Source organism: Cupriavidus sp. FW305-F7, from assembly GCF_058782875.1.
The window spans coordinates 349,172-374,041 of sequence record NZ_JBYSYC010000001.1; the positions used below are offsets into that span (position 1 = coordinate 349,172).

The following is a 24,870-nucleotide window of genomic DNA, read 5'->3' on the forward strand; positions in this document are numbered from 1 at the left end:
TTGGCTCTTGTCTGCGTGCTGGCATGCCGCTCAGATCGACTTGGCTAGCCGGTACAGCATGAACGCCCCGGCAATTTCCAGCGCCAGGGCCGACAGCAGCATCGATTTGCCGGTGGGGTCCTTCCACATCATCATGATGTAGCCCGCGTTCAGCATGAACAGGCCGCCGGCCACCACCAGCGGCAGCAGCCCCAGGATCCACGCCGACAGCCGGGTCTCGGCCGACAGCGCCATCAGCTCGCGCTGGGCCTGTTCGCGGTCGCGCATAAAGGCGGCGGTGCGCTCCATCACCACATCGGCGCGGCCGCCGTAGCGCACTGATAGGCGCAGCACGGAAGCCACCAGCACCAGTTCCTCGACCTTGTACACGCGCCCGACCTGCAGCACCGCCTGGTCCAGCTCCTTGCCCGCGCGCTGCAGGTGTATGGCCTGCACCAGGCATTGGCGCAGCGGCGCCTCGGTATTGGCGATGGAGTTCTGGAACGCCGCCGGCACGCTGCTGCCGATCGTCATCAGCCGCACCACGCCGTCCAGGAACCCGGGCAGTTGCGACAGCAGCTTCTTGTGCAGGCGGCGCACGCGGTTCCATGCCGCGAACGCCGCCACGGCCAGCGCCACGATGAGGGCCGACACCGCGCCCAGCCATTGCCCCGCCACGGCGCCGGCCAGCGTGCACAGCACCACCGGCGTGATCCAGACGATGGCGGTGCGTCGCGTCGGCGCCAGGTCGGCACGCCGCAGAAAGTCGTCCCAGCGGCGGCGCAGGTCGCGCGCGGGCGCTTGCAGCGCCGGATCCGGCGCCTGCGCATAGCGCAGGCGCACCTGCTCGGTCTGCGCCTGCAGGAAGGCCTGCTGCTGCTCGCGGCGTGCACGCGCCTGCGCGCTGGCCAGCAGCAGCAGGCCCAGGCCGGTGATGACCAGGGCCATGGCGGCGAGCAGCAGCGTGGCGCTAGACATCGAAGCGATCGTCCAGCATGAAGCCCTGTCCGCGCATGCGCGCCAGCTTGGGCGAGTGCGGCAGCAGGCCGAGCGAGAGCCAGCGGTCGGTCTCGGTGCCGTCCGGGTTCATGAAGGGCTCGTGGCGGTACAGCTCCTGGGTGGAGATGATGTTGTCGCCCAGCCCGGTGATCTCGGTGATCGAGACGATGCGGCGCTTGCCGTTGGAAAGCCGCGCGATCTGCACGATGAAGTCGATGGCGTTGGCGATCTGCCGGCGCAGGCTCGCCTCGCTGCCCTGGAAGCCGGCAAAACCGGCCAGCATCTCCAGCCGGTACAGGCATTCGCGCGGGCTGCTGGCGTGGATGGTGCCCATCGAGCCGTCGTGGCCGGTGCTCATCGCCTGCAGCATTTCCAGCACCTCGCCGCCGCGCACTTCACCCACGATGATGCGGTCCGGACGCATGCGCAGGCTGTTGCGCAGCAGGTCGCGGATCGACACCACGCCGGTGCCCTCGAAGCCGCCGGGACGGCTTTCCAGCCGCACCACGTGCGGGTGGTTCAGCGCCAGCTCGGCGGTGTCCTCGATGGTGATGACGCGCTCGGTGGTCGGCACGAAGGTGGCCAGCGCGTTGAGCAGCGAAGTCTTGCCCGAGCTGGTGCCGCCGCTCACCAGGATATTGCAGCGCGCCTGCACCGCGGCCTGCAGCAGGTCGCAGATCTCGGGGCTCATGGTGCCCAGCGCCTGCAGGTCAGCAGGCGTCATCGGGTCCTTGCGGAACTTGCGGATCGACACCACCGGGCCTTCCAGCGCCAGCGGCGGGATCACCACGTTGATGCGGCCGCCGTCGGGCAGGCGCGCATCGACCATCGGGTTGGACTCATCCAGCCGCCTGCCGATCGGCGCCAGGATGCGGCGCACGATGCGCAGCAGGTGGCCGCTGTCGGTAAAGCGCACCGGGATGCGCTCCAGCACGCCGTGGCGCGACACGTAGACGTCAAGGTGGCCGTTGACCAGGATGTCTTCCACCGCGGGGTCGTTGAGCAGGTCTTCGATCGGCCCGAAGCCGGCCAGCTCCTTGGTCAGCGCCTCGGCAATCTGGCGCAGCTCGGCCTCGTTGATGGGGATGCGGCGCAACCGGGTAAAGCTCTCTAGCTCCAGGTCGACAAAGCGCTGGATCGCGGTGCGCGACCAGCGGCCGAACTCCGCGCCAAGCTCTTCGATGCGGGTCAGCAGGTGCTCGTGCGCCGCTTCCTTGATGTTCTGGAATTCCTGCGAGACCGGGAACGGTGCGGGGGTATTGTCGGAGAATTCAATCGCTTGCGTCATGTCAGCTTCCAGTGCGTGCCACGCGCACCGCGCGCAGCGCCTCAGGCAGTTTGTCCTTCATCCGCGCCAGCAGGCTGGTTTCCCTGGCCTGCGCCGCGCGGTAGCCCAGTCGCGCCAGCAGGTCGGCCAGCGCGCGCACATAGGGGTCGTGCGGATCGTCGTCGGCCAGCACCGCGCCGCGGTTCATGGCCAGCACTAGCGGCGCGCGGCTGTCAGGCAGCGTGCCCACCGACTGCACGCCCAAGCGCTGCGCGATCTGCGCGGCATCCACGCCCAGGCGCGCATCGAAGCGCGACACCAGCAGGTGCAGGTCGTCGCGCTCCACCTCGCGCGCGCGCAGTTCATGCACCAGCTCCGCGGCCGAGACGATCGCGCCCACGCTCTGGTCGGCTACCAGCACCACGCTGTCGGCGGCCTTGAAGATTTGCGCGGTGAATTCGGCATTGCCGAAGCCGCCCAGGTCGATGATCTGCATGTCGAAGAACGCGCGCAGCCGCTCCAGCAGGCTGCTGGCTTCGGAGTAGGAGATGTCGCGCAGCTCGCCCAGCGCCGCGGGCAGGGGCAGCACGCACACGCCGTTGCCGTGGCGCGTAAGCGCGGTCTGCACGAAGACCTGGTCGAAGCGGCGCAGGTTGCGCACCGCCTCGACAAAGTGGAAGCCCGGACTTAGGTTCAGGTACAGCGCGCCGTCGCGCGCCGGCAGGCCCAGGTCCAGCAGCAGCACTTCGGCGCGCGCATCGGTCTTTTCGTTCAGCGGCAGGTGGCGGCGTGCCGCCGCCGCCAGGTTCACGGCCAGGCTGGTCACGCCCACGCCGGGGCGTGCGCCCAGCAGCGCCACGATCTTGCCCTGGCGCGCCGACTGGGCCGGGCGCACCTGCTCGCCCGGCACGGCCAGGCGCTTGACCACGGCCTCGGCATCGGCCGGCGCGTCGCGCAGGTCGATAAAGTCCTTCACGCCCACGCGCAGCGCCGCCAGCATGATGCCGGGCTCGTCGGCGTGGCCCACCGCGACCAGCGGCAGGCCTGGGAAGAGCCGCAGCAGCTGCTCGCCCAGCCGCGCCGACGCGCCGGCCAGTTCCGTCGAGAAATGCAGGAACACCAGCCCCGGGCGCAGCTGGGCCGCGCGCTCGAGAAAGGCTTCCTGGGCGCCGCCTTCAGCCACCAGCGTGCCCAGCCCGCCCAGGACCCTGCCCAGCCAGTCCTTCACTTCGCCCTGCGTTGCATGCAACAGAAAATAGTCCATCTCTCTGCCTCAAGCCGTTGGCCATGCCTGCCGGCACGGCCGGCGGCTATTTTGAGAAACCCGGCAAAGTCGGGTCCGCGTATTCGCCCAGCACATACCAGCCCCATACATTGGGGTTGCCGCTAGTGCGGCCGTCGGCACCAACCGCTTGCGCCGCCGGCGCGCCCTTGGCCAGCGGCTTCACCAGGCGCGGCGTGACGACGATCATCAGCTCACGGTCTTCCTGGTGGAAATTCAGGTTCTTGAAGAAGGCGCCGATCACCGGCAGGTCGCCCAGCACCGGCACCTTGTTGACGTTGCTGACGGTGTTGCGGCTGACCAGCCCGCCGATCACGAAGCTCTCGCCGTCACCCAGCTCCACCGTGGTGTCGGCGCGCCGCGTGACGATGGCGGGCACCACCGCGCCATTGATCGAGATGCCGCGCGAGGGGTCGAGGTCGCTTGCCTCCGGTGCCACCTTCAGCGCGATGCGGTCGGCCGACAGCACCGTGGGCGACACCGTCAGCCCGATGCCGAACGGCTTGAACTGGATCGTGGTCGTGCCCAGCGCCTGCGGCACCGGGATCGGGATCTCGCCGCCGGCCAGGAAGCTGGCGCTCTGGCCAGACAGCGCCACCAGGCTGGGCTCGGCCAGCACGCGCACCAGACCGTTGGCCTCCAGCAGGCTGATATTGGCGAAGATGCCGTGCGTCAGCGACGCGGCCACCAGGTTGAAGGCATTGCTCATCGGCGACGCGATGTCGGCACTGAAACTGCCCGGCGCGCCGCCGCTGCCGGGCGTAAAGGTGAACTTGTTCAGCGTCGATGGCGAGAACGTGCCGAAGGCAAAGCCGGAGTTGTTGCGGAAGAAGTTGATGCCGACTTCCTTGAGCACGGTCTTGCTGATCTCCACCACCTTGACGTCGACCTGCACGGTGCCGGAGAGCGGCACGGTCGAGCGGTCCACCACCAGGCCGGGCTTGCCATCGCTCTTGCCGTTGGTGGCCGCGCGCGCAGCGGCCTGCGCGCGCGCCGCGGCATAGGCATCGGGCGACTGCCCGGTGATGGTGGTACCGGCCGCGGAATAGCCGAGCTTCGCGCCATCGGCATCGGCATCGGGCGCGATGGCATCGACCTGCACGTTGTAAGTCAGAGGCTCGGCGCCGCCGCGCGTCCACACCATCACGTCGGTCACACCGGGTTGCTTGGCCACCAGCAGCACGCTGGGGGCACCGCGTGTGCGCAGCACCAGCGCATCGGCCACCGCCGGGTTGCCCACCGCCACGCGCTCCACCGGCTGCGCGCTGCGGATCTCCTTCTGCGCGCCGGCCAGCAGGCGCAACTGGCGTGCGTTCACGGCTTCCTGCGCCTGTGCGCGCGGCGCCAGTGCGCACCACGCGGTAGTGGCCAGCATCGCGGCCAGCGCGAGCTGCATCAGCCTGCGGCGCAGGGCCGCCGAATGGGGGTACTTCCGGGCCTGGTACTTCCGGGCCTGGTTCTTCTGGATATGCATAAGGTCGGCGCCCACGTTCTTATTCGATCTCGCGCTTGCCCGCGCGGATCACTTCCACGCCTGCGCTTTGTCTTGCCAGGGCTGGCGCGGGCGGCGCGGCAACCTGCAACGGCCGCGGCACCGGGGCTGCCACCGGCGCGCGGGGGGCAGAGGCACCGGTGGTAGCAGCCAGGCCGGACAGCACCACGCCGGCCATGGCCTTGTCGGGGGCGGCGCGCGGCGCGTCGGCGGGAACGCCGGCGCGCGCGGCCAGCGCGGGCTGGGGTTCGGCAAACATGCCGTCGCTGGGCATGGCTTCATCCTGCGGATTGCGCAGCGCCAGCAGCAGGCGCCCGGACTGCTGCGCCATCGCCAGCCAGCTGACCTGCTCCAGCGGCACCGACAGCACCGCGGTCTTGGCGCCTTCCTGGCGCGCCATCATCTGCTCCGGCTTGGCGTTCTGCGGCCGGTTGACCGAGGCGACGCCATAGGCCAGCACGCGCAGGCGCGACAGCAGCATGCGCGCCTGGCTTTCCGGGATCTCCTGCTGGTCGCGGCGCAGCACCAGGAAGACATCGACATAGTCGCCCGGCTGCACCTGGTTGCCGACGCCGATGACTTCATCGACCGACACGGCCACCGCGCGTTCGCCCTCCCGCACCTGCGTGGCCAGGCCGGCCAGCAACTGGCTTTCGAGCACCGGCACGTTGGCACCCAGTGCCAGCAGCGGCACCTGCCCGGTCACGCGTGCCACCTCGCTGTAGGCGCCGGCGGGATCGATGGGCAGCATCTCTACCTTGAGCGCATCGGCGTCAAGCGGCTTGCCTGCTTCCGCCGCGCGCGTGGTCACCACCACCGGATGCAGCGGCCTGGCCGCATTCGACGCCGCGGGCACCTGGGCCGGCTGGCGGCCCACCTGCCACGCCAGCAGCGCAAGCAGCAGGGCCAGGCCGAGCAGCACCCCCGCCAGGAGTCGGATCTGCTTGCTGGTCATGCGGGATTCCTTGGGATGAGCATGGCGTGGGGGCGTCGCGGCATGGCGGCTCAGATATCAGGAGAAAGCTGGACCATGGCCGAGCCCGACAGCATCGCGGGGATCGGGACCATCGGCACGGCGGGGAGGATGTTGGTGGTGGGAAGGTTCAGCGTGACCTGCACGCAGACATCGGTGGAACCGGGCGCGCAGGGCACCGCCTGCGCAACGTTGCCGGGGGGCAGCAGATTCCTGATGGAGGTGGGAAGCGTGCCCCGCGCCATCGCTGCCGCGGCATCGACGCGCGCGCCCTGCGTGGCCGCGAGGCCTGAGCCGGAAACGCCCGCTGGATAGCGCAGCGCAGCGCGCGCGCCTTCCTCGGCGGCCAGCGTCAGCACCTGCTGCAGCGCCAGCATCACGCCGTAGTAAATGATGCCGATCACGATGGCGAGCAGCACCGGCGCCACGATCGCAAACTCGATCGCAGCGCTGCCGGCGCCGTGGCGGCGTCGGTTGATCCCCCTGTTGGCCCTTGCGTGCAGCAACATCTGAAACCCCGGTCCTTTGGTGTTCTTTCGCGCCGACCGGCGACGCAGCCTGCTTGCCCGTGGCCTGTCCGGCTATTGGCCCGCGGCCATCCAGACCAGCACGCCCACGGCCAGGTACGCGGCATATGGAATGCCGCGCGCCCGCGAAAACTGCGCCGTTGGAATGGGTCTGTCCTGGTGATGCAAGGCTTGCTCCGTAGCCGGCGTGCTGGCTGCCACGCGCAGGCGTGCCGCGGCCCGCTGCCGAAGCGCGGCCAGTACGCTGCTGTCCAGTGCCAGCGCCAGCAGCGCGTGCACCAGCCCGAGCAGGCTGCCGACGACCCATGCCACCACCAGTCCTTGCGGGCCGGTGAACAGGCCCACCACCGCCAGGAACTTGACGTCCCCTGCGGCCATGCGCCCGAGGGCGTACGCCGGCAGCGTGACGGCAAGACCCAGCCCCGCGCCGGTCAGACGCGCGGCCAGCGGCAGTTCCGTGGCCTGCCCGGCGAGCAGTGCAAGTCCGAGGACTAGCACGGCGGCCGCCAGCAAGGCGTTGGGAACGCGCCGGTAGGCAAGATCTGTGTAGAGGGTCGCCGCGCAGAGGAGCGCGGAAATCACGCCGGTCTTATGGTTTCGGCCTGCTCAATTGACGAACCATCCCGAAACCTTGACTGAGAGCCGGGTGAAGCTGGCGTTGAGTTCTGTGCCGAGTTGGCCGGCGCCGACTGCGATGGCCAAAGCGACGAGCCCGACGATCAAGCCATACTCGATAGCCGTCGCCCCGCGCTCATCTTTAATAAAGCGTGCAATGAGTCGTTTCATGTTGTCACTCCCGAGTGATCTAAGAAGCCGCGATCACGCTTCCCCCGTTCGATTATCACGGTGCTCTGTGGCCCGCTCTTTTATCGACATTTCACGCTTGCTGCGTTTTCTTTTTAAGATATGGAATGTCTCAACCATACCCCTCCTATGGGTGATAGCAATGACCCAAAGGGGTTAAGACATGCGTTTGAAACGACCCGGCACGCCCGGGTCACAGGTTGTCAAAGAACAGGCTTGCAGGCCGGGAACCGGCCTGCAAGCTGGCATTGCGGTCATTGCGGCCGCAATGCCAGCCAAAATAAAAAGATGCGCTGCGACGGGGTGATGAGCGACAGCGCACCGTGAAAACACCTAGCCGGTATGAGACATTTCAGCGCAGCAGGCCACCCACCAGCGGCAATTGCAGCGTCTTGACGTCGCCGCTGCCACCCTGGCTGTCTTGAGCGCCCTGCTTCAGCCCGCCGACCAGCCCGGTCACCGGCGCCAGCAGCGCGGTCACGGGACTGAGCGCGCCGCCCGCGGAGCCGCCCTCACCTCCGCCGGCGACCTTGGCCAGCGGCAGGTTGTTCACCACGCCGCCGAGCGGGTTGCCGCCATGGCCGCCATCGCCGCCGTACCCGCCGCCCGCGCCTGCCAGCGGCAGGTTGTTCAGCAGGCCACCAAGCGGGTTGCCGCCGCCCTGACCATTGCCGTTGAGGAGCGCGCCAGCGGCCGCGACCGTCTTGCCGGCCTCAGTCACCACGCCGCCCAGCGGCGAGACCACCGGCGCGTGGCTGTTGCTGATCATGCTGCCGCCGGCAGCCGCGGTATTGCCGACCTTGTAGAGCAGGCCGTTGGCCGGATCGCCCAGGTGCGTGACCGCGCCCAGGGTCTGCGTGCCGTCGGTGACCTTGCTGGTCAGCGGCACGATGACCTTGCTGACCGAATTCGTGACCTGCGCGACCGGGCCTTCGGACAGCACGCTGTGCACCTTGCCGCTGCTATCGTGCACCGCGATGCCCACGTGCCTGACCAGGCCGCCCACCGGCTCGGTCACCGGCGCCAGTGGTGCCAGCTTCTCGGTGCCCAGGCCGTATACCAGGTCGCCGCCGCTGATCAGCGTCTCGCCCACGTCGTGGACCACATTGCTGGTGCTGGCAACCGTCACGCCAACCGGGTTGTCGACCGAACCCATCTGCCCCAGCCCGTCGCGCACGCCCGCGCCGAGCGAGCCAACGGCCCTGCCGGCATTGATCACCACGTCGCCGGCGCCTTCGCGCGCCTTGGTGGGCAGCAACGGCAGCGGCGCTTCCTGGATGCTCTTGCCGACCTCGCTGATGGCATTGCCCGTGGCCACCACGGTATTGCCCGCGCCTTCGGTCACCTTGGCGGTGGGCGTGGTCTCGCCCGATGCGGACGGTCCCGGCGTGACCGGCGTGTCGATGTTGCTGTTCGGCCGCGGATTGGCGCCGCTGCCGCCACCGCTCGACGAACAGCCTGCCATCAGCAAGGCAATAGCGGCCACGCCGGCCGCGGCCAGTGAGGTCATGGAATGCTGCGACGGATGCTTGGTTTGCATTGTCCTTCTCCTGTCTTGTTGGCCACGGTGCTGCCGGCCGTCTTGTCTTATGTGCGCCGCATGGGATTGCCGACGAGCCTCCCCGGAGTCCCGCTTTGTTCCTCTGGCGGACCGCTCCGAACCGGCACGGCAAGACAGTGGAACGCGGGATCGTCGGCGCGTCTGGACAACAAATGGCAAGGCCCGTGCCAGCGGCGCCGGCGGTGCCGGCACGGAACCGGCCGCGGCGCTGCAAGCCTTGCCTGGCGCGGATTGCCGGGGTCCGGGGTAGCCACGTGCTGGGCCCAAACGCCGTTGCGGCGCGGGCCTGACGTGTTACGTGCTACGTAACGTGTTCCTGGAACACGGGAACACGGCGGCGCGGATGACCGTGGCGGGAGGGCGGTGGCAGCGCACGGCACGGCGCGCTTTCCTGGCTGGGTCGCCATCGCCGCATGGCCCGCCGTTCCGGCTGTTTTGTTCCCTGCAGACGCCACACGTTACGTAACGCGTAACGCGCAGCCGCCCCGACACCCCGTCCCCGGCGGCGCCGCAAGCGGTTCCCGCCACTCCCCTGGGAACCGCGCCCGGCAAGGCTTTGCGGGCACCACACCCGAATTCCGCAGGGTCCCTTCCGGGACGCGTCGCGGCGCTGGCATACCGATTGCGCCATATCCGTCACCGCCGCACGCAGAAAGCGAACGCGTTGCGCGGCCGAGCGATTTAAACGACGGGAATGAGGGAACAGAACATGCGCAAACAACAACTCGCCGTAACGGCACTCCTCGCAACCTTGCTGGCCCTGGGTGGCTGCGCCAGCGGCAGCGGATCGACCTCCATGGGCACCAGCGATACGGCGGGCACCAATGGCGGCACTAAGACTACGGGAACCGATGGCACTGGCGGCATGGGTGGCTCCGGCGGCAGCACCGACCTGGCCGGCGGCGGTACCGGTGGCACGGGCGGCGGCACGGGTGGTACCGGCGGCACCGGTGGAACGGGTGGCAACGGCGGCAACACTGGCGGCGGCGAAACGCCCACCTCGCTGACCCCGACCGCCACGGTCATCAACAATGCCGGCACGGTGCTGGGCAATACGGGCAGCACCGTCACCGACCTCGGCAACCAGCTCGGCAGCGCCAACCTGCCGCTGGTGCCGACGCAGACGCAAAGCGGCCTGGGCGGCGTGGTGGCCTCCACCGGCGATGCCGTGGGCGCGCTGGCCGCGGGCCTGCAAGCGGGCCTGGGCAGCATCCCCAATTCGACCAACCCGGTTGGCACCACGGTCGCCAGCACCGGCAATGTGGTCACCGAACTCGGCAAGGGAGTGTCCAGCGCCGGCACCGCTGTCAGCGGGCTGGGCACCGGCCAGCTCGCGCCGCTGGCGCCGCTGACTTCGCCGCTGGGCACGGTGGTGGACAAGCTGGGCGACACGGTGACCAGCACCGGCGGCACGCTGACCACGGTGCTGTCGACCGGCGCGGTCGAGCAAGTGACCACTACCACCAGCAAGCTGATCGTGCCGATCACTTCGCAGCTGACCGGCGCCACCCAGACGCTGGGCGCGGCCACGGGCCTGGGCGCTCCGACCGGCGGGCTGCTGGCGACCGTGGGCGGTGCGCTGGCCACGGCCGGCACCAAGCTGCAACAGACCAACACGCCGGTGGTCTCGGGCATCGGCGGCGTGGTGAACGCCACCGGCACGACCGTGGCATCGCTGGGCGGCGCAGTGAACGGGCCCGCCAGCGGCGGCGGCCTGGGCGCGCTGAGCCCGGTACTGGCACCGGTGACTGCGCTGGCCGGGGGGCTGACTGGCGGTGCAGGCGCCGGCGGCACGGGTTCGCCGCTGGCGCCTGTCACCAGCCTGGTCAGCACCATCACCGGCGGCCTTGGCAGTGCCACCGGCGGCAGCACCGGTTCGCCGCTGGCACCGGTCACCACCGCCGTCAGCGGCGTGGTGAATGGCGTGGTTGGCGGCGTCTCCGGCGCCGCGGCGGGCACGGGCACCACCAGCCCGCTGGCCCCCGTCACCAATGTTGTCGCCGCCGTGACCGGCGGCGCCACCTCCACCGCGGGCAGCACCACAAGCAAGGGTTCGACCACCGGCGCCACCGGCCCGATCGGCGGTCTGGTGGGCGGCCTGCTGGGCGGCCTGACCGGCGCGCTCGGCCAGAAGTAATCCAGTCTCAGCCGCTGCCCGGGCGATCGCCTGATCGCGGGCAGCGGAGCACACCAGGTTCAACGTAGCGGCCACGCGCTAAGCCGGCAGCATCGGACAGCAGGCGCCCGGGGGTAGCGGCAATCCCCGCGCCAGTGGCACGCGACGTCAATAGCCGCAGTATTTCCTTACAGGGGTATTACCATGCGTGCACGTCATCGCGTTGCCGCGCTGCTGGTCAGCGTCGGCGCGTTCCATCACGGCCTGGTCCAGGCCGATCCGCGCAGCCCGGTCCAGGGCGACCCGACCCAGACGCTCCCGAAGATCGCTCCGGCCCGGCCGGACAGCAGCGTGACCGTGCAGGTCGAACGGCCGCAGGCGGCCATGCAGGACCTGCTCAATACACGCCTGACACCGCGGCGCTTTCGCATCGAGGGCGCGAAGACGCTGCCTTTCGAGGAAGTGGCCGCGCAGTTCAAGCCGCTGGCCAATCGCGAGATCACGGTGGCACAGCTGCTGGAAGCGGCCAGCACGGTGACGCAGATGTACAAGGACCGTGGCTATCCGCTCTCGTTCGCCTTCGTGCCGGCGCAGGATTTTGCCAACGGCGATGTGCTGATCACCGTGGTCGAAGGCTATGTGGCCAAGGTGACGGTCACTGGCAAGGCGGGCCCGGCAGAGGGCCGGCTGCGCGCCATTGCCGAGAAGCTGCAGCAGGACCGCCCGCTGCGCCAGGACCGTTTCGAACACTACGTCAATGCACTGGCCCTGCAGCCCGGACTGCAGGTGGCGGCCACGGTGCAGCCGCCGACCACCACCGACGGCGCCTGCGAGATGGTGCTCGACGTCAAGCGCAAGCCGTTCACCTTCGGCACCGGCATCGAATACATGTCGCCGGGCCTGCGCGCGATTGCAACCGCGACTACCAACAGCCTGACGCCGCTGGGCGAGCAGATCTCGGTGTCGGCGCTGTTCCCCAAAGGCCGCGACAACGAGGAGTACTACGCTGCCAGCTACGCGCAGCCGCTCGGCACCGAGGGCATGATCGCGCGGCTCAATGCCTCGCACTACCGCGGCGTGCCGCAGAACGCCACGCTGGAGGCGATCGGGTTCAACCCTCGCTACGTCAACGACACCAAGCGCATCGGCGGCTCACTCAGCTATCCGCTGCTGCTGTCCAACGCACACTCGCTCACGCTGACCGGCGGCTTCTACGGCGCCGACCAGTTCGAGCGCTACACCCACACCGCCACCGGCACGCGCGTGACGCTGGGCACCAACGTGCGCGTGGGCACCGCGGAGCTGACCTACGCGCAGCGCGGCGAAGGCGTGAGCCGCAACGCCACGCTGGGCCTGTACAAGGGCTTTGATGCGCTGGGTGCGAGCCGCCAGAACAATACCAACGACCTGAGCTTCTTCCGCACGCGGCTGCTGCTGTCGCAGTCGAAAGACCTGCCGGCGGGCTTCGGCCTCACCGTGGCCGCGGCGGGCCAGTACAGCGGCGACCGCCTGGCCTCGGGCGAGCAGATCAGCTTCGGCGGACGCTTCTTCGGGCTGGGCTATCCCGCCGGCGAAGTGGCGGGCGACAAGGGCTGGGGGGCCTCGGCCGAAATCAGCCGCCTGTTCCTGCCCGACATGGCCTACCTGCGCACGATCCAGCCATATGTGTCGGCCGACGTGGCGCGCGTGTTCTCCAACAGCGTGTCGCTGTCGCACCGCAGCCTGTCGTCGGTGGCCATCGGCGCGCGCTTCTCGGACCGGCGCTACTACACGCTGGACCTGTCGGTGGCACAACCGGTGGGTGACAAGCCGACCAATGCGAGCCATCGGTCGCCGCGGATCAACATGACCTATTCGTACCAGTTCGATTGAGCTGGTCGCGTTTGGGCTGACGACACCAGGTTTCCCTGTACCCGGCCGACGGCAGTCTCGCGTCGGCCGTTTTTTTATCCCGATGGCTGCGTCTGGAGCGAGCACGCGCACCAACCCGCACAAGCAGCGCAGCCTGTGCCGTCGCGCGATACCGCCGCGCAAGCGCGGCGCCGCACTCAAGTCACGCGGAAACCGACCTTCAGCGTGACCTGGTAGTGCGCGATCTTGCCGTTGGTGATGTGGCCGCGCGTTTCCACCACTTCGAACCAGTCGATGTTCTTGATGGTTTCACCGGCCTTTTCAATGGCGCTCTGGATGGCCTGGTCGCAGCCATCGGGTGAAGATCCGACGATCTCGACCAGCTTGTAGGTATGGTTGCTCATATCCCTCTCCTTGGCGGGCGGCCCGCGGGGGTTCCATCCATCATAGGCGCGGGTGCGGATAGTCCCAAGGGCAGCGGCGGCGCACCGATGCTGCACCGCATAGCCGGCCACAGATCCTGTTACACAATCACGCTTTGCCAGTGGCGTATGCGGCTGCTACGCTGCGGACCCGCCCCGACAGCATGCGGCGCGCGGCGCGCGCATGCTGTCATTCACCGACGCAAAGATCCGCCGTGACCTACAGATTCATTCGCCGGGCCGTGCTGGGCCTGGGCCTGGCCGCCGCCGTGTCGGCCTTCACCTCGTTCAGTCCCTTCGCGCTGCTGGCGCACGCCCGCTCGGCTTCCACCTTCGACCAGGTGACCGACACCATCGCCAACAGCATTAGCGAGACCTTCAACGAGGCCGTCGCCAACCACTTTCCCACGCGCGCCGGCAAGCCGGCCCAGCCGGCGCAGCCGCCGGACGCGAAGCCGGTGCCGGCCAGGCCCTTTGCCGATGGCAGCGGCTACACGCTGTGCTTCGTGCCCGATGGCGCGAGTTGCCAGGCGCTGCTGGTCAATGCCATCCGCAGCACGCGCCATCGCCTGCTGATCCAGGCCTATTCGTTCACCAGCGCACCGATTGCCGAGGCCGTGGCACAGGCGCACCGGCGCGGCGTGGACGTGCGCGTGATCCTGGACAAGAGCCAGCAGTCCGAGCGCTATACCAGCGCCACCTACCTCAAGCACGCCGGCGTGCCGGTGGTGATCGACAACAAGCCCGCGATCGCGCACAACAAGGTGATGGTGTTCGACGACCAGGCAGTCTTCACCGGATCGTTCAACTTCACCAAGTCGGCGCAAGAGCGCAACGCCGAGAACGGCATGCTGATCCGCGGCGACGCCGCCGTGGTCAGGGCCTACACCGACAACTGGAACAAGCGCTACAAGCAGTCGCGCGCGTACTGACGGCAGCAGCGTCGGGGCGCCCTGCCCTGCATGAATTGGCGCGCAGTGGCAAACTTGCAGGTTTCCTGTTCAGAGCCTTCCGGAGCCTTTCCCCATGACAGCCATCCCCGACAGCCAGTGGATCCGCGTTGACACCGCCGCGGGCAGCTTCGATGCCTACCTGAGCCTGCCGCCGGCAGGCGTGCAGCCCGGCGCGCCTGGCATCGTGCTGCTGCAGGAGATCTTCGGCGTGAACGAGCATATCCGCGCCGTGGCGGACCAGTACGCCGCCGACGGCTATGCGGTGCTGGCGCCAGACGTGTTCTGGCGCCAGGCGCCGCGCGTGCAACTGGGCTACGAAGGCGACGACATGGCGCGCGCCATGGCGCTGCGCAAGGCGGTGGATGTGCCGGCCGCGCTGGACGATATCGCCGCCACGGTGCAGGTGCTGCGCCAGCACACCGGTGCCGGCAAGGTGGCCGCGGTGGGCTACTGCTTCGGCGGCCTGCTGTCGTACCTGAGCGCGGCGCGCGGACTGGTGGATGCCGCGGTGCCCTACTACGGCGGCGGCATCCAGAACCAGCTGCAGGAGGCGGCAAACATCCGCGTGCCGGTGCAGTTCCACTACGGCGCGCTCGACGCGCATATCCCGCCAGGGGCCGTGCAAGGCGTGCGCGACGCCATGACCGGCAAACCCGGCAGCGAGATCTTCGTCTATGAGGGCGCGGACCACGGCTTCAACTGCTGGGCGCGCGGCTCCTACCACCAGCCCAGCGCCGCGCTGGCGCATGGGCGCGCGCTGGTGTTCCTGTCGGAAGCGCTGTAGTCCCTCATCCCCGAGAGCCGCTGCCGCCTTGCCATGGCCGGGCGGCAGCCTTTATCCTCGGCGCTTGGCTTCAAGACTTGCTGGACCCCAAACCATAACAATGGAGACCACCATGCAGTCAGAGCAGCAGCGCGCCCTGCGCAACACCATCCCCGACGCCATTGCCCGCGCCGTGCGGCGCAGCCCGGGCAAGACCGCGATCCGCTTCGGCGATCGGGCCTGGACCTACCGCCAGCTGGATGAGGCCGCGGCCCGCGTGGCGGGCGCGCTGGCGCAATGGGGCCTGCGCCCCGGCGACCGCGTGGCCGCCTTCGGCAAGAACTCCGACGCCTACGTGCTGCTGTGGCTGGCCTGCCTGCGCAGCGGCCTGATCCATGTGCCGGTCAATTTCTCGATGACGCGCGCGGAGGCCGAGTACATCGTCACGCAATCGGGCGCCAGCGCAATCTTTGCCGATCCGGCGCTGGCCGACCGCGTCGACGGCCTGCCCTGCAAGGTCAGCGGCACGCTGCATGGCGGCAAGGTGCGCGATATCCTGGTGGCGGCGGCCAACGGCCCCGTTTCACCGGTGTCCGAAGCGCTGACCGACAACACGCCCGCGCAAATCCTGTACACCTCGGGCACCACCTCCGCGCCCAAGGGCGCCGTGCTGACCCACCGCGCGCTGCTCGCTGAATACGGCAGCACCATCGCCGCCTGCGATATCCGCGCGTCGGATTACTCGCTGGCCGCGCTGCCGCTGTACCACTCGGCGCAGATGCATGTCTTCCTGATGCCGCTGCTGCTGTGCGGCGGCACCACGCTGATCGCCGACAGCCCCGAGGCCGGCTATTGCCTGCGCACCATCCACGCCGAGGGCATCACCAGCTTCTTCGCGCCGCCCACGGTGTGGATCGCGCTGCTGCGCCATGCGGACTTCGATCCGGCGCGGCTGGGGTCGCTGACCAAGGCCTACTACGGGGCCTCGATCATGCCGGTGCCGGTGCTGCTGGAGCTGCAGCAGAAGCTGCCGGCACTGCGTTTCTACAACTGCTACGGCCAGAGCGAGATCGGGCCGCTGGCCACGGTGCTGGGGCCCGACGAGCATGCGGGGCGCCCGGCGTCCGCCGGCCGGCCGGTGCTGAATGTCGAGACCCGCATCGTCGACGAGACCATGCAGGACGTGCTGCCTGGCGAGCTGGGCGAGATCGTGCATCGCTCGCCGCAACTGCTGACGGAATACTGGGCCAAGCCCGAACAGACCGCCGAAGCCTTCACCGGCGGCTGGTTCCATTCCGGCGACCTCGGCTATATGGATGCCGAGGGCTACCTGTACGTGGTGGACCGGATCAAGGATGTGATCAACTCGGGCGGCGTGCTGGTATCGAGCCGCGAGGTGGAAGAGTGCCTGTACACCCACGGCGCGGTGGCCGAGGCAGCGGTGTTCGCGCTGCCGCACCCGAAGTGGGTCGAGGCGGTAGCCGCCTGCGTGGTGCGCAAGCGCGGCCATGAAGACGCCGCCGAGGAGGAGCTGATCGCCCATGCCCGCCAGGCGCTGGCGCCGTTCAAGGTGCCCAAGCGCATCGTGTTCGTCGCGGACCTGCCGCGCAACACGGCGGGCAAGCTGCTCAAGCGCCAGCTGCGCGAGGACTACGCGCAGCTGTTCGGCACGCAGGCTTAGTACGGCACGGCTACGCCGTTCTCGACCTTGACGCGGTCGCCGATGCGCATCTGGTAGGCATTGGACTGCGTCAGCGTCAGGTAGGCGTTGTCGCTGGTGCGCACGCGCACGCGGTAAGCCGCGGCCGAGGATCCGGTGCGCTTCTCGACCTCGTTGCCGGCCACCGCGCCGGCCACGGCGCCACCGATGGTGGCCACGGTATTGCCGCGGCCGCCGCCGACCTGGTGGCCCAGCAGCCCGCCCACGATGCCCCCGACCACGGCGCCCGCGCCGCTGGTCGAAGGCGGCTGGCCGGGCACCACCTCGATCGCCTCGACCCAGCCGTAGCGCACGCCATAGGCCTGGTTGCCATGGTTGTTGCCATAGCTGCCGTCCGGATATGACTGCTGCGGATACGGCTGCTGCGGGTAGGAAGACTGCGGGTATTCCTGCTGGGGATAGCCTTGCTGCGGGTAACCCTGTTGCGGATACCCTTGCTGCGGATACCCCTGCGGGTAGCCCGATGCCTGCGGGTAGCCCTGCTGCGCCGGGTAGCCGCTGATGGTGGTGCTGCCGCCATAGCCGCTGCTGCCGTAGCCGCTGCTGTTATAGCCACCACCGTAGCTGCCGCCGTACCCTCCGCCATAGCCGTTGTCGTAACCGTACGGCGAGGCACACCCGGCCAGCGCACCGGCGCCAAGCACCGCAAGCACAACCGAACGAAAGGGGATCGACATGTCAGGACTCCTGCGCGCTGCGCGTATTGGGGAATGCGCGCGAGTCTAGGGCCGCCGGCGGCCGGCGGGTGTCACCGGAACTTGTGATTGGTAACTGCCTGTAACCGGCTGGCAGTGCTGGCCTGCCGGGGCTCAACCGCGCTCGGCGCCGTCGTCGTTGAACTGGGTGATGCGGGCCACGCGGAAAGCGCCGCGCAGCGATTCCAGCTCGGACCGGTGCAGCATCGCCAGGCGGTTCAGGTAGCGCTCGCCCTTGGCCAGCAGGTGCACCTGCACGACGCGGCGGTCCTCGGGGTTGAGCCGGCGCTTGACCAGCCCCGCCGCCTCGCAACGGTTGACCAGCGCCACCACGCCGTGCTGCTTGGCCTGCAGCCGTTCTGCCAGCTCGCCGATCGAGGCCCAGTCCTTGTCGGCACAGCCGCGGATATGCAGCAGCAGCAGGTATTGCTGCACGGTCAGCCCTTCCTCGCGCGCCGCATCTTCGGAAAACCGCAGGAAGCGCCGCAACTGGTAGCGGAAATCCGAGAGCGCCTCGAAGTCCGCCTTGGTAAGCGATGTGGATTTCCGGGACGGGGCGGACTTGCTGGGCATAAGGTGGCGAAAAAAGCGCAAAGGAGGATGAAAGCGCAGGCACAACGCGCAAGACCACGGGCGCGCGGCCGGTCCCGCAACCGGGGCGCACGCAATTATAGGGGCCGCGCACCGCGCCGCCAGCACAATCCTGTCAGCCAGGTCACGTGCCCGGCGCATAGTTGCATGGTGCCGGCGTCCGGCTATGGCAGAATCTGTGCGGTTGCAGACACCTTCACCCGTCACCGGAAAACGCACCGATGTTCTCGGAAATCGCTCTCTTCCTGCTGGATACCGTCTTCACCCTGTTCGGCATGGCGCTGTTGCTGCGCGTGTGGATGCAGCTCACGCGGCTGCCTACGCGCAATGCGGTCTCCCAGGGAGTGTTCCAGATCACCGACTGGCTGGTGCGCCCGCTGCGCCGGATCATCCCCGGGCTGGGCGGCATCGACTGGGCCACGGTGGTGGGCGCCTGGCTGACCGCGGTGGTGTTCCTGGTGCTGGTCGCGCTGATCAGCGGCATCGACTTGCTGGGCTTCCTGCCGGCCATGCTGCTGACCGCCCTGCTCTATGTGCTGAAATGGGCGATCAGCCTGGTGATGTGGGTCACGCTGCTGATGGCGATCCTGTCGTGGGTCAACCCGCATTCGCCGGTCACCCCGGCCATCGACCACCTGACCGCGCCGGTGCTGCGCCCGATCCAGCGCGTGGTGCCGCGCCTGGGCGGCTTCGATGTTTCGCCGCTCGTGCTGTTCGTGATCGCGCAGATCCTGCTGATGGTGATCGCGCGGCTGGGCGCCGGCATCTTCGGCATGCACTACTGACCTACCGGCGGCTCGGCACATTGTCCAGAGTCCTGGACAGTGTGTCGAGAATTGCCCCTTTTTCTGCCCAGTGTGAAGTCCTACATTACAGGCACCGCGGCGCTTCCGCCACGTACCCTGCCTTAGAAGGACCACACATCATGAAGACCATCACCCAACGCCGCAGCCTGGCGCTTTCCCTGCTGTGCGCCGTCAGCCTGTCGTTTTCCGCGGCCGCCGCCCACGCCTCCGAACCCGTTTCCGACATCGCCCGCCTGGACGGCAGCATCGCCCACGTCGGCAAGGCCGACCCGTTCCTGGACGGCGCCAAAATCGGCCAGCCCGATCCGTACACCGATGGCGCGCGGGTTGGCAAGCCTGACCCGTTCACTGACGGCGCCAATGTCACCGACCGCCGCGACGCCTTCACCGACGGCGCCTGAGTCCCTGCCCCTTCCCTTGCCACGGCCCCGGCCGTGGCGGCCCGCCAGCGCCCTCAACCCGCCGGGTGGGCCTCTCCCTCAGCATGCCCGCTCGCGGCTGCTTCCGCCCCCATGCCCCCGTCCAGGCCCGCGTTGGGCTCCAGCTCGGACACCATCATCGATTCGATCGCTTCCATGAAGGCCCGCACCTTGCGCGGCTGCAGCCGCCGGTCCGGCAGCAGCGCGAACACGCGCAGCGGCGGCAGCGGGTAGTCCGGCAGCACGCGCACCAGCCGCCCTTGCGCAATCTCGGCCTCGCAATAAATGACCGACAGCCGGGCGATGCCAAGCCCCGCCAGCGCACCCTGCACGCGCAGTTCGGCGTTGTGGGTCTGCATGCGCGGACGGATCGGCACGGACACGGTCTGGCCGTCGCGGGTGAATTCCCAGACGGTGTCGCCGGGCGTGGTCAGCGTCGGCATATTGGCCAGGTCTTCCGGGCGCAGCTGCGCCGGCAGGCTGTCCGCCAGCGCCGGCGCGGCAAACAGGCCGCGTTCGACGTGGTAGATACGGCGCGCCACCGTGCCCGAGTCCGGCAGGTCGGTATCGACGACGACAAAGGCCACGTCAAACCCGTCGCGGATCGGGTCGACCAGGCCCTGGGTGATTTCCACGGCCACATCCAGCGCCGGGTGCGCCGCCAGCGTGCGGCAAATCACGCCGCCCAGCTGCTGGGCGCCGAACTCATAGGGTGTGGCGATGCGCAGCACGCCCTGTACGCGCTCTTCACGCGCCAGCGTTTCCTGGCGAATCTCGCGCAGGCGCGCAAACAAGGGGGCAACATCGCGGTAGACCGCCTTGCCCGCATCCGTGAGGCGCATGCGCCGCGTGGTGCGCTCCAGCAGCTTGGCGCCGATGGCGGTTTCCAGCCGCGCCACCGCGGCCGAGACTCGCGACTTGGGGCAGTCCAGCTGCTCCGCCGCGGCCGTGAACGTCCCCTGCTCGACCACGCAGCAGAACGCCTCCCAATCATTCCATTGGATTGTTTCGTTCACCGGACAATGTTTCCCTGACAAGCTGTAGTTCCCGACGGCAGGCCTACATTATGCTTGAGCGATGCAACAAACGCCTGTCCCAGCTGGACCGGACGCCTCAGCCCCCGCAGTTCCAGCAGCCCTAGCCCCCGCCGCCCCCACACCCCAGCGCCCGCGCATGCAGCTCGCCAGTCACCCGGAAATGGGTCACTGGCGTCTTTCATTGTTCGGCCTGACGCTCGGGCTGGTGACCGGCATCGACTTCTCTTCCACGCTGATGATGGGCGTGGCCAGCCAGCATATCCAGGGCGGCGTCGGTGCCGCGCCGGAAGATTATCTGTACGCGATCTCGGCCTACGCGGCCACCGCGGTGCTGATGAACATGGTGCTGGACCAGGTCGCGCGCCGCATCACCTACAAGCGCTTCACCATGGGGTCGCTGCTGGTATTTGTCCTGGGCTCGCTGATCTGCGCCGAGTTTGCCAGCCCCACCGGGCTGATCACCGGCAAGGCGGTGCAGGGGCTGGGTGCCGGCGGCCTGTTCGCGGCCTCGCGCATCCTGGTGCAGCTGGTGTCGACGCCGGCCGAGCGCGGCCCGCTGATGCTGCGCTTCGGCGGCGGCGCGTTCTCGATGCTGGCCATCACGCCCTGGCTGACCAGCATCTTCCTGGACGATATCGGCTGGCGCGCGGTGTTCCTGTTCCAGGCCGGCATTGCCCTGCCGGTGCTGCTGTCGGTGGCGCTGACCTACCCGACCCGCGCGCCGCGCGACCCGCATCCGCCGGTATCGACACTGGACTGGCCCGCCGCCATCGCCGCCGCGCTGGGCGCGCTGGTGTTCCTGCACACGCTGCAGGAGATGCGCTATACGCGCTTCTTCAGTTCGCTGGAAATGCCGCTGGCCGCGCTGTGCGGGCTGGCATTGTTCGCCTTCAGCGGCTGGCGGCTGTATCGCCATCCCGACCCGTGGATCGACTTCTCGCGCCTGGCCGGGCGCCAGTACCTGTACGGGCTGGGCTTCTACACGCTGTACTACCTGCTCTCGTCGGCCTGGTCGTTCCTGCTGCCGTCGCTCACGCAGACCGGCCTGGGGCTGACCTTCCGCACTACCTGCATGCTGCTGTCGACCAGCGGCACGGTGTCGACCATCGGCGCCGTCGTCATCACGCTGGGCATGGCGCTGGTGTTCCGCAAGCGGCGCGTGATCGCCATCGGCTTTGTCGTCTACGCCTGCGCGGCGATGCTGCTGTCGCACCAGTTGATGCCGGGCGCGCCGGACTACGCGCTGGTGCCGGTGGTGCTGCTTGAAGGGCTGACGCCGGTGCTGCTGATGGTGCAGGTGGCATCGATGACCTACCTGGAAGTGCCGGTCGAGGATTTCTCGCACGCCTACCAGTTCAAGAACGTGTGCAAGCAGATCGCCTCGGCGATGGGCACCGGCCTGGCCAGCGTGTTCATGCAGGACGGCCTGGCGCAGCACCGCACCCACCTGGTGGAGCACATCACGCGCTACAACCCGGTGCTGCAGGCGCCGGATGCGCTCTCGGCAACGAGTCTGGCCAAAATCTCGCTGGAAGTCGACCGGCAGGCCACGCTGCTGGCCGGCATGGACATGCTGCACGGCTTTGCCGTGTTGTGCGTGGTGGCAGCGGTGTTCGTGCTGGCGCAGCGCAGCTTCCGGTAAGGAACCCACGCCCCGGGCGCCAGGCCGCGCCCGGGGCCGGTACTGGCGCAATCCCGGCATTTCCTCTACCCTTTCGGCCTTTCCGTGCCAATCCGGCGAACCGCGCCGGGCTACGTAAATGGCCAGTCCCGCCGATTCCCGCCAGAACCCGCCGCAAGCACCGCAGACCGCCGCCGCCACGCCCGAAAAGCCGAGCGACAGCTATGTGCAGTCCTTTGCACGCGGGCTGTCGGTCATCCGGGCCTTCAACGCGCAGCACCCGGCCCAGACGCTGACCGAGATCGCCCAGGCTAGCGGCCTGACGCGCGCCGGCGCGCGCCGCATCCTGCTGACGCTGGTGGGGTTGGGCTACGTGCAGGCCGACGGCCGCCTGTTCCGGCTGACGCCCAAGATCCTGGACCTGGGCTTCGCCTACCTGACCTCGATGCCGTTCTGGAACCTGGCCGAGCCGATCATGGAGACGCTGTCGCAGCAGGTGCATGAAAGCTGCTCGATCTCGGTGCTGGACGGCACCGAGATCGTCTACGTGCTGCGCGTGCCGGCGCGCAAGATCATGACCATCAACCTGTCGATCGGCAGCCGCCTGCCGGCCTATTGCTCGTCGATGGGGCGGGTGCTGCTGGCCGGCCTGGCCGAGCCCGAGCTCGACAGCGTGCTGCGCGCCACCGAAATGCGCGCGCGCACCGGCCGCACCGTCACCGACGTGGATGCGCTCAAGGCCATCGTCGCCGACATCCGCAAGCGCGGCTGGGCGCTCAACGACCAGGAGCTGGAAGAAGGGCTGGTGTCGCTGGCCGCGCCGATCCGCAACCGCGCCGGCCACACCATCGCCGCCATCAATATCAGCGGCCAGGCCAACCGCACCAGCGCGCAGGAGATGCTGGAGCGTTTCCTGCCGCCGCTGCTGGAAGCTTCGGAGAAGATTTCCGGGCTGGTCGGGCTGCGCACCTGAGCGCGGCCGCCGGGATCAGACTGCTGCGGGCAGCTCCACGCTGCCGAATTCGGCCGAGCGCGTGCCGTCCAGCGGCCGGTTGCTGGCCCCGAAATACGCAAACGCCACTGACAGCTTGACCGCGTTGGACGCATTGCGGCCAGCCGCATGGAACAGCCGGCTGTCGAAGAAGAGCACGTCGCCGCGGTGCAGCGCCAGCGGCTGCGCGGCATCCAGCAGGGGCTGGCTGGCCGGGTGGGCCTCGATCAGGAATTCGGCCGGGTCCAGCTGGCCCGGCTCCAGCTTCGCCTGGTGCGAACCCGGGATGACGCGCAGCACGCCGTTGCGCTCGTCCTCGTCGCCCAGCGCCAGCCACACTGTCACCAGTTCCGGCCGGGCAAACGACCAGTAGCGCGTATCGCGGTGCCAGCCGGTCTGGCTGCCGTAGTGCGGATGCTTGGTCATCACGCAGTTGTGGTGCGCCAGCGTGATGCGGGCGGGCTCGCCCAGCAGCGCCTGCACCACCGCCACCAGCTGCGGGTCGCTGGCCCAGCGGCGGAAGACCTCGTCGCGCCCGTAGGCCTGGCGCAGCCGCCTGACCGTGCCGCCGCCAGCGGCATCGCGCGCGGCCGGCGCGCCGGGATAGCCCAGGTCGGCCTCGAACTCCACCGGCGGCACCGCCGCCGCCAGGTGCTCACGCGTCACCGCCTCCAGCGCCGCGCACGCCGGCTCATCGGCAAAGCCGCGCAGGATCACGAAACCGTTGGCGTGGAAGGCCTGCACCAGGCGCGGCAGCGCGCCGGGATCGGCAGACAGGACGGAGGAAGGCAGGTCGGCGCAGGGGTCCAGCGAGGTCATTGCAGCAGGCGCGGCACAGGCAGCGGAAAGAGGAATGGGAAGGGCCGCGGTGGCCCGACAGGCTCATGATGCCAGAACCTGCGCGATCTGGCGCAGGCGCTGCACCATAACCATGCAGACAGCGCCGGGGCATCGTCTGTCTCCGTACGGAAACAGACGGTGCCGCGTGCCGCCCGCGCCGCTACAATGCGCTGGTCTTCACCCGATATTCCCCGCATCCACCCGCTTTTTCCACCTTTTGCGCCGAGGTCCAACGTGACAGCTCGCCCACGCATCGTCGCTTCGCTGTCCGAGGCCCAGGCCCAGCTGGGCCGCATCGTTCTTGGCAAGCCGCAACAGGTGCGGCTGGCGCTGGCCTGCATGCTGGCACGCGGCCACCTGCTGCTGGAAGACGTGCCCGGCGTCGGCAAGACCACGCTGGCCCATGCGCTGGCGCGCACGCTTGGGCTGCAATACCAGCGCGTGCAGTTCACCAGCGACCTGCTGCCGGCCGACCTGATCGGGGTTTCCGTCTTTGTCCGCGACGCTGGCGAGTTCCGCTTCCATCGCGGCCCGGTGTTCGCGCAGGTGGTGCTGGCCGACGAAATCAACCGCGCGCCGCCCAAGACCCAGAGCGCGCTGCTCGAGGCCATGGCCGAGGGGCAGGTGACCCATGACGGCACCACGCACGCGCTGCCGTCGCCGTTTTTCGTGATCGCCACGCAGAATCCGCTGGAGCAGATCGGCACGCATGCCTTGCCCGAATCGCAGCTGGACCGCTTCACCATGCGGCTGTCGCTCGGCTACCCCGACCCCGTCTTCGAGCGCGTGCTGTACCTGGGCGGCGCCAGCGCGCCGGAGCTGCCTCCGGTGATGGATGGCAGCCAGGTGCTGGCGCTGCAGGAGGCTGCCGCACAGGTGTACGCCAGCCCGGCGCTGGTGGACTACGTGCTGGCGCTGGTGCAGGCCACGCGCAGCCACGGCGGCTTTGCCGCGGGGCTGTCGCCGCGCGCGGGGCTGGCGCTGCTGGCCTGCGCGCGCGCCTGGGCCCTGCTGGCGCAGCGCAACATGGTGCTGCCGGAAGATGTGCAGGCGGTCTTCACCGCAGTGGCCACGCACCGGCTGCTGCCCGCCGGCGCGGGCGGCCATGCGGCCGTTGCCGGCGAGCTGGCCGCGCTGCAGGCCGGCGTGGCCATTCCCTGA

General features: G+C 68.9%; 24 protein-coding genes. 10 read left to right on the forward strand and 14 right to left on the reverse strand.

Going from position 1 to position 24,870, the window contains the following annotated elements; all coding sequences use genetic code 11:
• Nucleotides 1-30: 30 nt before the first annotated feature.
• The 9 genes from AC3WL8_RS01600 to AC3WL8_RS01640 form a co-directional block, all read right to left on the reverse strand.
• Nucleotides 31-957 (reverse strand): type II secretion system F family protein, encoded by a 927-nt coding sequence (locus AC3WL8_RS01600; protein ID WP_013951887.1) that lies wholly within the window; start codon nucleotides 955-957, stop codon nucleotides 31-33.
• On the reverse strand, nucleotides 950-2,266 hold the full coding sequence (locus tag AC3WL8_RS01605; RefSeq protein WP_153954557.1) for a TadA family conjugal transfer-associated ATPase: 1,317 nt from the start codon (nucleotides 2,264-2,266) through the stop codon (nucleotides 950-952). The genes AC3WL8_RS01600 and AC3WL8_RS01605 overlap by 8 nt, the downstream gene beginning before the upstream one ends.
• A 1-nt stretch (nucleotide 2,267) precedes the next feature.
• Nucleotides 2,268-3,509 carry a CpaE/TadZ family protein gene (locus AC3WL8_RS01610; RefSeq protein ID WP_153954556.1) on the reverse strand — a complete coding sequence of 414 codons (1,242 nt, stop codon included), beginning with the start codon at nucleotides 3,507-3,509 and terminating at the stop codon, nucleotides 2,268-2,270.
• 46 nt (nucleotides 3,510-3,555) lie between these two features.
• Complete coding sequence (locus AC3WL8_RS01615) at nucleotides 3,556-5,001, reverse strand: type II and III secretion system protein family protein (protein ID WP_211982235.1); 1,446 nt, start codon at nucleotides 4,999-5,001, stop codon at nucleotides 3,556-3,558.
• 19 nt (nucleotides 5,002-5,020) lie between these two features.
• On the reverse strand, nucleotides 5,021-5,974 hold the full coding sequence (gene cpaB / locus AC3WL8_RS01620) for a Flp pilus assembly protein CpaB (RefSeq protein WP_211979549.1): 954 nt from the start codon (nucleotides 5,972-5,974) through the stop codon (nucleotides 5,021-5,023).
• A gap of 50 nt (nucleotides 5,975-6,024) precedes the next feature.
• Nucleotides 6,025-6,501, reverse strand: a complete 477-nt coding sequence (locus AC3WL8_RS01625) for a TadE/TadG family type IV pilus assembly protein (RefSeq protein WP_013951882.1) — start codon at nucleotides 6,499-6,501, stop codon at nucleotides 6,025-6,027.
• 72 nt (nucleotides 6,502-6,573) lie between these two features.
• Nucleotides 6,574-7,101 carry a prepilin peptidase gene (locus AC3WL8_RS01630; RefSeq protein WP_211979548.1) on the reverse strand — a complete coding sequence of 176 codons (528 nt, stop codon included), beginning with the start codon at nucleotides 7,099-7,101 and terminating at the stop codon, nucleotides 6,574-6,576.
• A gap of 24 nt (nucleotides 7,102-7,125) precedes the next feature.
• Nucleotides 7,126-7,305: a Flp family type IVb pilin gene (locus tag AC3WL8_RS01635; protein WP_013951880.1), complete on the reverse strand. Its 180-nt coding sequence runs from the start codon at nucleotides 7,303-7,305 to the stop codon at nucleotides 7,126-7,128.
• A 370-nt stretch (nucleotides 7,306-7,675) separates the two neighbouring features.
• Complete coding sequence (locus AC3WL8_RS01640) at nucleotides 7,676-8,863, reverse strand: collagen-like triple helix repeat-containing protein (RefSeq protein WP_211979547.1); 1,188 nt, start codon at nucleotides 8,861-8,863, stop codon at nucleotides 7,676-7,678.
• Between the two features lie 730 nt (nucleotides 8,864-9,593).
• Here AC3WL8_RS01640 and AC3WL8_RS01645 point away from each other — a divergent pair.
• Together AC3WL8_RS01645 and AC3WL8_RS01650 are read left to right on the forward strand one after the other, a co-directional pair.
• Nucleotides 9,594-11,021 (forward strand): collagen-like triple helix repeat-containing protein, encoded by a 1,428-nt coding sequence (locus AC3WL8_RS01645; RefSeq protein ID WP_211979546.1) that lies wholly within the window; start codon nucleotides 9,594-9,596, stop codon nucleotides 11,019-11,021.
• A 183-nt stretch (nucleotides 11,022-11,204) separates the two neighbouring features.
• A complete protein-coding gene (locus AC3WL8_RS01650) occupies nucleotides 11,205-12,872 on the forward strand; it encodes a ShlB/FhaC/HecB family hemolysin secretion/activation protein (RefSeq protein WP_013951877.1) in 1,668 nt (555 codons plus the stop codon).
• Nucleotides 12,873-13,048: 176 nt separating this feature from the next.
• Here AC3WL8_RS01650 and AC3WL8_RS01655 read toward each other — a convergent pair whose 3' ends face one another.
• On the reverse strand, nucleotides 13,049-13,255 hold the full coding sequence (locus AC3WL8_RS01655; RefSeq protein ID WP_013951876.1) for a dodecin: 207 nt from the start codon (nucleotides 13,253-13,255) through the stop codon (nucleotides 13,049-13,051).
• Nucleotides 13,256-13,488: 233 nt separating this feature from the next.
• Between AC3WL8_RS01655 and AC3WL8_RS01660 the strand changes: the two genes are divergently transcribed.
• The 3 genes from AC3WL8_RS01660 to AC3WL8_RS01670 all read left to right on the forward strand — a co-directional run bounded on the left by AC3WL8_RS01660 (nucleotide 13,489) and on the right by AC3WL8_RS01670 (nucleotide 16,670).
• Nucleotides 13,489-14,205 (forward strand): phospholipase D family nuclease, encoded by a 717-nt coding sequence (locus tag AC3WL8_RS01660; protein WP_238553110.1) that lies wholly within the window; start codon nucleotides 13,489-13,491, stop codon nucleotides 14,203-14,205.
• Nucleotides 14,206-14,299: 94 nt separating this feature from the next.
• The gene (locus AC3WL8_RS01665) at nucleotides 14,300-15,010 is read left to right on the forward strand and encodes a dienelactone hydrolase family protein (protein ID WP_153954553.1); all 711 of its coding nucleotides are present in this window, start codon (nucleotides 14,300-14,302) and stop codon (nucleotides 15,008-15,010) included.
• Between the two features lie 112 nt (nucleotides 15,011-15,122).
• Nucleotides 15,123-16,670, forward strand: coding sequence for an acyl-CoA synthetase (locus AC3WL8_RS01670; protein WP_153954552.1), 1,548 nt, complete (start codon nucleotides 15,123-15,125; stop codon nucleotides 16,668-16,670).
• Here AC3WL8_RS01670 and AC3WL8_RS01675 read toward each other — a convergent pair.
• The gene (locus AC3WL8_RS01675; RefSeq protein WP_013951872.1) at nucleotides 16,667-17,386 is read right to left on the reverse strand and encodes a glycine zipper 2TM domain-containing protein; all 720 of its coding nucleotides are present in this window, start codon (nucleotides 17,384-17,386) and stop codon (nucleotides 16,667-16,669) included. The genes AC3WL8_RS01670 and AC3WL8_RS01675 overlap by 4 nt on opposite strands.
• Nucleotides 17,387-17,518: 132 nt before the next feature.
• On the reverse strand, nucleotides 17,519-17,977 hold the full coding sequence (locus tag AC3WL8_RS01680) for a MarR family winged helix-turn-helix transcriptional regulator (protein WP_013951870.1): 459 nt from the start codon (nucleotides 17,975-17,977) through the stop codon (nucleotides 17,519-17,521).
• Nucleotides 17,978-18,216: 239 nt separating this feature from the next.
• Here AC3WL8_RS01680 and AC3WL8_RS01685 point away from each other — a divergent pair, with 239 nt between their 5' ends.
• Together AC3WL8_RS01685 and AC3WL8_RS01690 are read left to right on the forward strand one after the other, a co-directional pair.
• On the forward strand, nucleotides 18,217-18,780 hold the full coding sequence (locus AC3WL8_RS01685; RefSeq protein WP_041228513.1) for a YggT family protein: 564 nt from the start codon (nucleotides 18,217-18,219) through the stop codon (nucleotides 18,778-18,780).
• Nucleotides 18,781-18,920: 140 nt separating this feature from the next.
• On the forward strand, nucleotides 18,921-19,202 hold the full coding sequence (locus AC3WL8_RS01690) for a hypothetical protein (protein ID WP_211979544.1): 282 nt from the start codon (nucleotides 18,921-18,923) through the stop codon (nucleotides 19,200-19,202).
• A 53-nt stretch (nucleotides 19,203-19,255) separates the two neighbouring features.
• Here the strand turns inward: AC3WL8_RS01690 and AC3WL8_RS01695 are convergent, their stop codons facing one another.
• Nucleotides 19,256-20,236: a LysR family transcriptional regulator gene (locus tag AC3WL8_RS01695; RefSeq protein ID WP_013951868.1), complete on the reverse strand. Its 981-nt coding sequence runs from the start codon at nucleotides 20,234-20,236 to the stop codon at nucleotides 19,256-19,258.
• 61 nt (nucleotides 20,237-20,297) lie between these two features.
• Between AC3WL8_RS01695 and AC3WL8_RS01700 the strand changes: the two genes are divergently transcribed.
• The gene (locus AC3WL8_RS01700) at nucleotides 20,298-21,899 is read left to right on the forward strand and encodes an MFS transporter (RefSeq protein WP_013951867.1); all 1,602 of its coding nucleotides are present in this window, start codon (nucleotides 20,298-20,300) and stop codon (nucleotides 21,897-21,899) included.
• Between the two features lie 118 nt (nucleotides 21,900-22,017).
• The gene (locus AC3WL8_RS01705; protein ID WP_211979543.1) at nucleotides 22,018-22,851 is read left to right on the forward strand and encodes an IclR family transcriptional regulator; all 834 of its coding nucleotides are present in this window, start codon (nucleotides 22,018-22,020) and stop codon (nucleotides 22,849-22,851) included.
• A 15-nt stretch (nucleotides 22,852-22,866) separates the two neighbouring features.
• Here the strand turns inward: AC3WL8_RS01705 and AC3WL8_RS01710 are convergent, their stop codons facing one another.
• The gene (locus AC3WL8_RS01710; protein ID WP_211979542.1) at nucleotides 22,867-23,688 is read right to left on the reverse strand and encodes a phytanoyl-CoA dioxygenase family protein; all 822 of its coding nucleotides are present in this window, start codon (nucleotides 23,686-23,688) and stop codon (nucleotides 22,867-22,869) included.
• 255 nt (nucleotides 23,689-23,943) lie between these two features.
• On the opposite strand from AC3WL8_RS01710, the gene AC3WL8_RS01715 reads away from it, so the two are divergent.
• Nucleotides 23,944-24,870: an AAA family ATPase gene (locus AC3WL8_RS01715; protein WP_013951864.1), complete on the forward strand. Its 927-nt coding sequence runs from the start codon at nucleotides 23,944-23,946 to the stop codon at nucleotides 24,868-24,870.

Bases quoted from the DNA above. Each gene is read 5' to 3' on its own strand.
- AC3WL8_RS01600 (WP_013951887.1), bottom strand. From the start codon at position 957: ATGTCTAGCGCCACGCTGCTGCTCGCCGCCATGGCCCTGGTCATCACC.
- AC3WL8_RS01605 (WP_153954557.1), bottom strand. From the start codon at position 2,266: ATGACGCAAGCGATTGAATTCTCCGACAATACCCCCGCACCGTTCCCG.
- AC3WL8_RS01610 (WP_153954556.1), bottom strand. From the start codon at position 3,509: ATGGACTATTTTCTGTTGCATGCAACGCAGGGCGAAGTGAAGGACTGG.
- AC3WL8_RS01615 (WP_211982235.1), bottom strand. From the start codon at position 5,001: ATGCATATCCAGAAGAACCAGGCCCGGAAGTACCAGGCCCGGAAGTAC.
- cpaB (WP_211979549.1), bottom strand. From the start codon at position 5,974: ATGACCAGCAAGCAGATCCGACTCCTGGCGGGGGTGCTGCTCGGCCTG.
- AC3WL8_RS01625 (WP_013951882.1), bottom strand. From the start codon at position 6,501: ATGTTGCTGCACGCAAGGGCCAACAGGGGGATCAACCGACGCCGCCAC.
- AC3WL8_RS01635 (WP_013951880.1), bottom strand. From the start codon at position 7,305: ATGAAACGACTCATTGCACGCTTTATTAAAGATGAGCGCGGGGCGACG.
- AC3WL8_RS01640 (WP_211979547.1), bottom strand. From the start codon at position 8,863: ATGCAAACCAAGCATCCGTCGCAGCATTCCATGACCTCACTGGCCGCG.
- AC3WL8_RS01645 (WP_211979546.1), top strand. From the start codon at position 9,594: ATGCGCAAACAACAACTCGCCGTAACGGCACTCCTCGCAACCTTGCTG.
- AC3WL8_RS01650 (WP_013951877.1), top strand. From the start codon at position 11,205: ATGCGTGCACGTCATCGCGTTGCCGCGCTGCTGGTCAGCGTCGGCGCG.
- AC3WL8_RS01655 (WP_013951876.1), bottom strand. From the start codon at position 13,255: ATGAGCAACCATACCTACAAGCTGGTCGAGATCGTCGGATCTTCACCC.
- AC3WL8_RS01665 (WP_153954553.1), top strand. From the start codon at position 14,300: ATGACAGCCATCCCCGACAGCCAGTGGATCCGCGTTGACACCGCCGCG.
- AC3WL8_RS01670 (WP_153954552.1), top strand. From the start codon at position 15,123: ATGCAGTCAGAGCAGCAGCGCGCCCTGCGCAACACCATCCCCGACGCC.
- AC3WL8_RS01675 (WP_013951872.1), bottom strand. From the start codon at position 17,386: ATGTCGATCCCCTTTCGTTCGGTTGTGCTTGCGGTGCTTGGCGCCGGT.
- AC3WL8_RS01680 (WP_013951870.1), bottom strand. From the start codon at position 17,977: ATGCCCAGCAAGTCCGCCCCGTCCCGGAAATCCACATCGCTTACCAAG.
- AC3WL8_RS01685 (WP_041228513.1), top strand. From the start codon at position 18,217: ATGTTCTCGGAAATCGCTCTCTTCCTGCTGGATACCGTCTTCACCCTG.
- AC3WL8_RS01690 (WP_211979544.1), top strand. From the start codon at position 18,921: ATGAAGACCATCACCCAACGCCGCAGCCTGGCGCTTTCCCTGCTGTGC.
- AC3WL8_RS01700 (WP_013951867.1), top strand. From the start codon at position 20,298: ATGCAACAAACGCCTGTCCCAGCTGGACCGGACGCCTCAGCCCCCGCA.
- AC3WL8_RS01705 (WP_211979543.1), top strand. From the start codon at position 22,018: ATGGCCAGTCCCGCCGATTCCCGCCAGAACCCGCCGCAAGCACCGCAG.
- AC3WL8_RS01710 (WP_211979542.1), bottom strand. From the start codon at position 23,688: ATGACCTCGCTGGACCCCTGCGCCGACCTGCCTTCCTCCGTCCTGTCT.